2 protein-coding genes and 1 pseudogene are annotated in these 9,435 nt (G+C 51.6%); all 3 read right to left on the reverse strand.

The genetic code is table 11. The features are described from left to right. Positions 1–415 (reverse strand): annotated as a pseudogene (locus ACO6VE_RS23105) (hypothetical protein); the annotation flags it as partial. Between the two features lie 16 nt (positions 416–431). After that, on the reverse strand, positions 432–1,415 hold the full coding sequence (locus tag ACO6VE_RS23110; RefSeq protein WP_422463717.1) for a hypothetical protein: 984 nt from the start codon (positions 1,413–1,415) through the stop codon (positions 432–434). Between the two features lie 464 nt (positions 1,416–1,879). Continuing rightward, positions 1,880–9,427, reverse strand: a complete 7,548-nt coding sequence (locus ACO6VE_RS23115) for a LamG-like jellyroll fold domain-containing protein (protein WP_422463719.1) — start codon at positions 9,425–9,427, stop codon at positions 1,880–1,882. Positions 9,428–9,435 lie beyond the last annotated feature (8 nt).

The raw sequence follows: 9,435 nt of genomic DNA on the forward strand, positions 1-9,435 counted from the left end.
CGACATAGGCCATGCAAGTCAGCAATGCTGCCTCATCTAACAGGGCCTGACTTTTGTAACGACCTTCCCAAAAGCGCCCTTTGCACTCATCCTCTTTATTGGCCAGCCGGGCTAAGTATTCGTTAAGGCAGCGCATGAACCAGCTGATATCCATTAAACGACCTCGGTACTTCTGGGCACATTCTTCGACACGCAGCAGCTCTGCTTTGCCCAGCTGATCGTCGGCAAGATAACGCTGAACCAGGTGCGGGCCAGAAAAAAGCTGCGTCCAGCGTTGTAAGACTTCTTTGGTGTCACATTCTTTGGCTTGCTGATTATTGATATGGAGCACCACATGATAATGATTCGACATAACCGCATAAGCACAGACTTTCAGGACAAAAATACCAGAAAGCGCTTTCAATCGATCAACCACCCACTGCCTGCGATGCTCATAGTTTTTGCCCGAGAAATTGTCTTTGCAAAACTCTCAAACGGCGCTTCTTCCGGTATTCCCTATGGTACTCTCTCTGGCGCTGAACGTAAGCGGGATCTTTGCGGCGCTCGATGAGCCGCCTTCTTCTGCGTTCAGCGTATGCGGGATCTTTGTGCAACTCATTTCGGCGCTGTTTTTCACGCTCTACGTAAGCAGGATTTTTGCGAAGTTCCCTTTGGCGTATCTTTTTGCTCTCCCGCCAGGCAGGATCTTTGAGACGCTCCCTTTGTCGCTCCCTCTCGCGCTCTGCGAAAGCGGGATCATTCTTATAGCGCTCCCTTCGTCTCTTTGCCGAATCAGGATCATTCTGGTATCGCTTCCTTTGGTATGTCTTGTGGCGCTCTACGTAATCGGGATCATTCCGGTAACGCTTCCTTTGGTATACCCTTTGGTGCTCTAGGTGATCGGAATGATTCTGATAGCACTTTTGGTACTCAACTGCTGAAGTGTTGCCATTAAGTACTTCTTCTGCCTGCCGCGTTTGATGATCACTTGTCGTTTGGTTGTGGTTTTGCCAGCTAGCTCCCCCAACTGGCCTTGAATGTTGTTGATTAGAGAGTATTGCATGAAGATTAGCCAACAGACAATCCGGGTCCCACTCTGGTATTGGCTCGTTGACCTCAGGCTCGTTCTCCACTAGGTATTCATTCTGAAGAAAGCGGATGTCTGGTATTGATGATAGTGAATCATCCAAGAGGGTAGTGTCAGAATGATAAGATGAATATTCATCCAGCCTTGGCAGTAGTATCCCAGAAATATTAATTTCATCAGGGGCTTCCTGATCGCTACTGGTCAGAGATGCAATATTGTATTCATTCAATGAACTAAAAGGACCAGGACTGTTGTTGTGTCTGTCTGATTGACTATGGTAAATACGAAAAGGATCGTCCAGTGCCTGAACAGATATGCCTTGGTACGTCGGCTGCTGTTCATTTCTCATAGTTTGGTGCTGTTGTTCTTGTGAGCTTGAATAAAACCCGGCAAAAGCAACATTGAATTGAGTTAATTTAACAGAGCGTTCCATTGAATTATTAAACTATTGAATTCCAGTTTAAGACTTTTTCTGATCATATAAGTTTCATCCATAAATACTCTGTTCAATAATTATTTTAACCATGCCTCATTATTTGTTATGGCTATTAGTAATGTTGAAAGTGCTTTTAGTAATGTTGAAAGTGCTTTTAGTAATGTTGAAAGTGCTTTGACAGCTGCCCCTGAAGATTAAAATATTTTAGCGCCGATGGCAGTATCCAGCGGTTAATAAGCAAATTAAGCTAGTGGCAAGAATAAACGAAGCTGCTCTACTTACCTGCGTAGCGTATGTGGATTTGAACCCGGCTAGAGTCGGGATGGTGCAAACGCCTGAGACCTTTGAATATATTTCTATCAGCAAAAGGACAAAACTCAATCCAGGCTGAGATTACCGTTATTAATCAGATTGTTGATAATCTCGGCATCGGTGTTGCCCAGCACGGACATGTCAACCCCTTCCAGCCTGATCTTCTGAGTGATATCTCCGCCCACCTGTGGTGTTATTTCAAGCGTGGTATCGCCGTTGTCAAAATTCAGGGCCAGATACTGATCCAGATCCCCGTGATCACTGGGCAGGATATCGTCCAGGTGAATAACATCACCCCCCTGCCCCAGATGGAAGTCAGTGATGACATCTTCTGCGGGTGCCGCAGCTGTCCCAAGGTCAGGTGCTTCCCAGGTAAAGGTATCAGAACCCGTACCCCCGCTTAGCGTGTCATTACCGGCTCCACCAAAAAGAATGTCGTCACCCGCTTCACCCAGCAGAGTGTTGCTGCCACTGTCCGCTTTGATGATATCCGCACTTTCGGTACCGATCATCTCCAGAGAGGTTAAAAATGACTCAATATCACCGGACTGGGCCTGATCGTAAAGGTCACTGATGCTGTCGGGATCCAGAGATCTGTCCAGAACCACCAGATCTGTCATGGTACCATCGGTGGCAGCATCCTGGGACCAGTTACTCTGTCCCACCAGGTTACTGGTCAGGGACACCCCGGAAGGCCCCTGGCCATTTGGATTGTCCGCCACTTCAACGCCATTTTTATACAGGTGCATGTGGCCATCGGCATCAACCGTCAGGGCCATGTGGAAAGTTTCTCCAAGGGTATAGAAGTTATCAAACGCCACAGACCCGACCATGGTGTTGCCGTGGAAAATTTGTGCCTCGATGCGACCTTCTGTAGGGCTGGCAATCAGGATATTATCGGTGCCGGGGCCATTACCAAAATCAATGATCCTGGCCCAGTTAGTGTGACTGTCATAGGTAAAGGTCGAAGCAATGGTTATATCACCGGACGGGGCCATGGTTCCCAGGTAGCCACCGGCACCGTTGAGGCTGACGCCATTATCATTGAAATGGGTAAGGGCACTGTAGAAGGTCAGAACCTGACCATTGCTGGTAAGACTTTCCGCCTTGTCACCGGAACCGGTGGTAAAGTCAAAGGCGGCCAATGCATCATTTGCTTCATGCACCGGTAGTAATTCTGCGGCATCTGTCACGGACACAACATAAGGCTGTTCAATGAATCCGCCGGATGAGTTTGTAGCCCTGACGGTCAACTGGTGACTGGTGGCCGTCTCATAATCGAGAGTTCCGGCAAGACTGATCTCCCCGGTAGCGGCATCAATGGTGAATAGGCCACCGGCATTATTGGCCAGGCTGAAGGTTAGCTCCTCACCGGCTGGGTCGCTGGCCTGCATTTGGCCAACGACGTCTCCTGGCAGGGCACTCTCAACAATATCCGCAGAGGCCAGAAATACTTCAATATGACCGGATTGCGTCTGACCGTAGAGATCACTGATGCTGCCCGGGTCCAGTGACCGATCCAGGATAATCAGATCTTTCACGGTACCGTCCGTAGCCGCGTCCTGAGGCCAGTTGCTTTGACCCACCAGGCTGCTGCTCAGTGTCACCCCCGCAGGCCCCTGACCATTGGGATTGTCAGCCACTTCAACGCCATTCTTGTACAGATGCATATGGCCATCAGCATCCACCGTCAAGGCCAGATGGAAAGTTTCATCCAGAGTGTAGAAATTATCATAAGCCACTGAGCCGACAATGTTGTTACCGTGAAAAATCTGAACCTCTATTCGTCCTTCCGATGGGCTGGCGATCAAAATATTATCGGTGCCAGCGCCATTGCCCAGGTCAACCAACCGTGCCCAGGGAGAGTGGCTGTGGTAAGTAAAGGTGGACGCAATGGTCATATCACCGCTCAGCGTTATGTCTCCCAATGAGCCACCGACACTGTTGAGCCTGACCCCATCGTCAGAGCGGGTAATGCCGCTGTTGAAGGTGAGATCCTGATTATGGTCGGTCAGGTCTTCAGCAACTTCGCCGGAACCGTTGGCAAAGTCAAAAGCGACCAGGGCATCAGAACCCCGCTCCGGCAATAGCTCCGGTGCAGCAGCCAGGGCGACCACATAGGTCTGCTCGCTGAAGGCACCGGATGGATCGGCAACCCGAACGGTCAACTGATGGCTGGAGGCCGAATCGTAGTCCAGGGTGTTGGCCACTGTGATCTCTCCGGTAGCGGCATCAATGGCAAACAAACCACCGGCATTATCAGTCAGGCTGAAGGTCAGGTTGTCACCATCCACATCACTGACCAGCGCCCGACCGACCACCGTGCCAGGCAGGGCGCTTTCGGCAATGGTATCAAGGGGAACGCTCAGGAATGCTTCTACTTCACCGATCTGCGTTTGCTGGTATAAGTCGCTGATACTGTCTGGGTCCAGGGACCGGTCAAACACAACCAGATCCTTCACCGTGCCATCCGTTGCGGCATCCTGGGACCAGTTACTTTGACCCACCAGGTTACTGGTCAGTTCTACTCCGGATGGCCCCTGGCCATTGGGGTTATCCGCTACCTGAACACCGTTTTTATAGAGGTGTATATGACCATCGTCGTCAACTGTCAGGGCCAGATGGAAAGTTTCCCCCAGCATGTAGAAATTATCAAAAGCTACGGAACCCACAACTTGGTTGCCATGGAAGATCTGCGCCTGTATTCGCCCTTCTGACGGGCTGGCGATCAGAATATTGTCGGTACCGGCACCATTACCGAAATCAACCAGCCGTGCCCAGTTGCTGTGGCTGTGGTAGGTGAAGGTGGAGGCAATGGTGATATCGCCCCGCAAGGTCATTGCCTCCAGAGAGCCGCCAACGCTGTTGAGTGCGACACCATCACCAGAGCGGCTGATGCCACTGTTAAAGATCAGATCCCGATTGTGGTAAGTGAGGTCTTCAGCCACCTCCCCCGAGCCCTGGGCAAAATCATAGGCAACCAGTGCACCGGAGCCCCCCTCCGGCAAAAATTGCGGTGCATAATTGTGGTCAGCAACTGAGATCTCATACTGCTTCTCATGGAATGCTCCATCGGGATGATCGGTAACCCGGACGGTTACCTGGTGGCTGCTGGCTAAGGTGTGATTCAGGTCACCGGCGAGGCGAATAACCCCGGTACCAGCATCAATGGTGAACAGACCACCGGCATCATCGGTCAGGCTGAAGCTCAGCGTATTACCTTCCTGATCTTCGGCCTGCACCTGACCTACCTCAGTACCGATCGCAGCGTCCTCAGTAATGTGTAGAGGATTTAAAAATACTTCTATTTGTCCTGAGTTTGTCAGCGAGTAAAGATCGCTGATGTGGTCGGCATCCAGAAAGTGATCAACAATGATCAGATCCTTGACGCTACCGTCTGTGGCGGCCATGCCCCAGTTATTCTGTCCCACCAGGTTACTGGTCAATGACACCCCGTTAGGCCCCTGGCCATTTGGATTGTCCGCCACTTCAACACCATTTTTATACAGGTGCATATGGCCATCGGCATCAATCGTCACGGCCACGTGGAAGGTTTCTCCAAGGGTATAGAAGTTATCAAACGCCAAATAACCGACCTTGTTATTGCCGTGGAAAACTTCCACGTCAATTCGACCTTCTGAAGAGCTGGCAATCACAATATTATCGGCGTTGGGGCCATTACCAAAATCAACAATCCTTGCCCAGTTACTGTGACTGTGATAGGTGAATGTCGAAGCGATGGTCATATCACCGGACAGTGCCATGGTTCCCAGGGAGCCACCGACACTGTTCAGCCTGACACCATCGTTGGAATGAGTGATGCCACTGTTAAAGGTCACGTCCAGATTATTCTCCGTCAGGTCTTCCGATACCTGGCCTGAACCATCGGCAAAATCAAAGGCAGCCACTGCCGAGTAGTACGTATCCTGCTGCAGTAATACCGGGGCAACATTCTGGTCATTCACCAGGGAAACCACAAACAACTGCTCCTCAAACCCACCGGTCTGGTCAGTCACCCGTACCGTCAACTGATGGCTGGCGGCTGTCTCGTAATCAAGGGCACCGGCGACGCTGATGACCCCGGTAATGGGATCAATAGCAAATCGGCCATCGGCACTGTCGGTCAGGTTGTAAACGAACGCATCGCCATCGGGATCGCTGGCCCCTACCTGTCCAACAATTGTGCCGGGCTGGGCATTTTCACCAATCTGCTGGCCCAGGGACAGATTTTTGGTGTAGATATCCGCATCATCATTCTGGTTGCTCATCCAGGCAATCTGTACCGTACCATCTGCCAGGACGGTCACCGCAGGCTCATATTGATGGCCCGTTACGGTATCGTTAATCGCAATGGGGTCTGTTAATGGCACACCATTGCTGCTGAACAGTCTGCTGTAAACACCGTAACCATCCGCATCATCCGCCAGGAAGGTAGCCAGGATATCATTGCCAACGGCGGTCAGCTGCATATTGTTCAGGGCAACCACGCCAGAATCACTGACCGCAATTGGGGAACCCACGGCCGTAGCATTGGAGCTCCACATCTGTATATACCAGGTGTTGCCACTCTGGTAAGTGGTGGCCAGGCCGCCATTGTCCAGCACTATGACTTGTGTATCGTGACCCCAGGAGGCCGGGTGACCTCCAAAAGCAACCGGGCCATGAGCACTGCTACCGTCGGCATTGAAAATTTGCAGATTTATCGCGTCATCCGGGCCATTGGATGCGCGCCAGTTAACGGCGAATTTGCCATTGTCCAGAGCGGCCAACTTGGGATGGGAATAGTCTGAATCCACATTGGCAATAAAAATGTCACCTGTATGCTGGGCATTCTCATCATACATGATGACTTTAAGCTGGTAGTCGCTATTCACGGTAGAAACGGCATAACGATTGTCAGACAGCGCCGTAACTTCCGTTCCGTAGTGTTGATGATCGGTATGTCGTCTGGTGATCCAGCTTCCATCCGCCCTGAAAAAGTGCGTCAGGCTGCTGGTTATCAAGCCCGGATCTTCATAAAAGTAAGTGACGGCATAGGCTCCTGAGGGCAGTACGGCAACAGAAGGTTTTTCAAACAGATCACCATAGGGCTGGGAAAGATTCCAGGTATTCACTTTATGGGCATTACCCACAGAATTGCCTGCTGCGTCGAACCGCTGGGCCATTACTTGATCATCAGAGTTGCCTGAGCCGGACTTCCACGTGGCGATATAGCCTCCTTCCGGATGGGCCGCAATATCTACCTGATACTGTTTATTGTGGCCTGCCGCGAGAACCTGCTCATGTTCCAGGGTGGGGTCCAATGCCTGATAATTGCCGATAAACTCTGATAACTGGTCAGCCTGTGTCTGGTGATAGAGTTCACCGATACCATCTGCGGTCAGTGATTCATTGAGTACCACCAGATCGTAGATATGACCATCCGTAGCTGCATCCTGAGAAAAGTTACTCAAGCCAATCTTGTTGCTGGTGCGTAATATCTCATTCGGTGTCTGGCCATTGGGGTTATCAGCCACTTCAACACCGTTTTTGTACAGGCGCATATGACCATTATCTTCAACCGTCAGGGCAATATGGAAAACTTCGTTTAAATCGTAGAAGTTATCAAATCCCACGCTACCTACCATGCTGCCGCCCTGGAAAACATGAGCCTCAATACGGTTTGGCGAGGGACTGGCAATCAGAATATTATCTGCACCGGGACCATTACCGAAGTCAATAACCCGAGCCCAGTTGCCGAACTGACTATAGCTAAAGGTTGATGCAATGGTAAAATCTCCACCCAGGGTCATCGCCCCTAGCGAACCACCGCTCCCCCCGAGATTAACTGACTCACTTTCAAAGCTGGCAGCAGAGTCAAAAGAGACATTATGGCTATGGTCGGTAAGGTCATCATAAACACCGGCGACATTATTGAATTCAAAGGCTGCTACTGACAGCGGAGAAGACCTTCCTGGCTCCAGTTCCGGTGCGTTAGTGACGGACACAACATACTGCTGATTACTGTACGCTCCACTTGGATCAGTGACTCGCACAGTCAGCTGATGGCTGTTGGCCGTATCATAGTCAAGAATACCTGCAACACTGATCTCCCCGGTACTGGAGTTGATGGCAAACAGGCCATCGGCATCGTCGGTCAAACTGAAGGTCAGCGTATCACCGTCGGTATCACTGGCCTGTACCTGACCAACGACAGTGCCGGTCCGGGCATTATCGCTGACATTCAGGGTGGTCAGGAGGGTTTCGACGTTACCGGCAGCCAACTCCGGGTTATCACCACTGGTGGCCTGCAGGGTAACATTGTCGATAACCAGATCCCGGTTATTCCCGTTGACGGTGGTGTCGGAGATCCGCAGCACCAGGTTGCCCGCCGATGGAGCATTGAACACCAGGTTCAGGGTCTGCAGGGTCAGGGAGTCGCTGTCGAACGCCTGCGCGGCAAGCACGGCACCAGACGTTTGATCAATCACCTCGACCTGGCCGGACACCGGCTCGGCGGACCAGGCAGCACCGTAATCCAGGCTCAGGCTGTAGTTGACGTTCGGGTGGCCCTGAATCACCTGTTCCACCACGCCGTCGGCGGCACCGCCACCGCCATTGAACGCCAGGCGATTATCATACAACTCCACCGTTCCGGTCATGGTCCAGTTATAAGCTGTGGTGAAATCACTGTTGCTGACCAGGTTGGTGTCCAGTTGCAGGTCATTATAGGTATCAAGATCGAGAATAAATTCAGGTGGAAGAGACTCGACCGCCGGGTCATTGGCCTGCGGGTCCGGGATATCGACGCTGCCAATAAAGTCAGACAGCTGATTGGCCTGATAAAGTGTTGAAATCTGGGATGCGTCCAGTGCTTCATTGAAAATGGCCAGGTCATCAATGGCTCCATCCAGGTAACCATTGACATCCCAGTTACTTTTGCCCACATAGTTGTTGGTCCTCACCATGACGGATGGGACCGCTCCCTGGTGAGTGCCTGCCAGTTCGCCATTTTTGTAGACGCTCATCAGCCCTGAGCTATCCACCGTCGCAGTGATATGCACCCACTGATCGGTGGTCAGGAAGTCATCAAGGGTGAGTTTGTGCTCAGTGCCAGTGTCATCCCAGATACCAAATGCCAATCCGTTGGTCTGGTCAGTATGAGACAGGAAAATATTGTGGTCTCCTGCACCATTACCAAAATCCACCACCCTGGACCAGCCTTGATCAAAACTGTCAAAGCGTACCCAGGACGCGATGGTCATTGCTCCGCCCGTCTGCATGCCACTGATCTCGCCGGTGCCCGCAGTACCATCCATTTCGAAGGCTGAGCCGGAGCCTGAGCGGCCGCTTCCCCATGCGGCGCTGCCCGACAGGGTCAGGGGGGTATTATTGTCGGACGCATCATCAGCCGTGCTGCCTGTCCCTTCATCAAACTCAAAGGCAGCCACAGGGCTCGGCGCATCGTTGCTGTCTTCGCCGCCCGGGTTATCGACGCTGCCAATAAAGTCAGACAGCTGATTGGCCTGATAAAGTGTTGAAATCTGGGAGGCGTCCAGTGCTTCATTGAAAATGGCCAGGTCATCAATGGCTCCATCCAGGTAACCATTGACATCCCAGTTACTTTTGCCCACATAGTTGT

It is taken from the genome of Endozoicomonas sp. ALB115 (genome assembly GCF_049310245.1).
GTDB lineage: Bacteria > Pseudomonadota > Gammaproteobacteria > Pseudomonadales > Endozoicomonadaceae > Endozoicomonas.

Coding starts and splice junctions, on each gene's coding strand:
- ACO6VE_RS23110 (WP_422463717.1), bottom strand. CDS start 1,415: ATGAGAAATGAACAGCAGCCGACGTACCAAGGCATATCTGTTCAGGCA.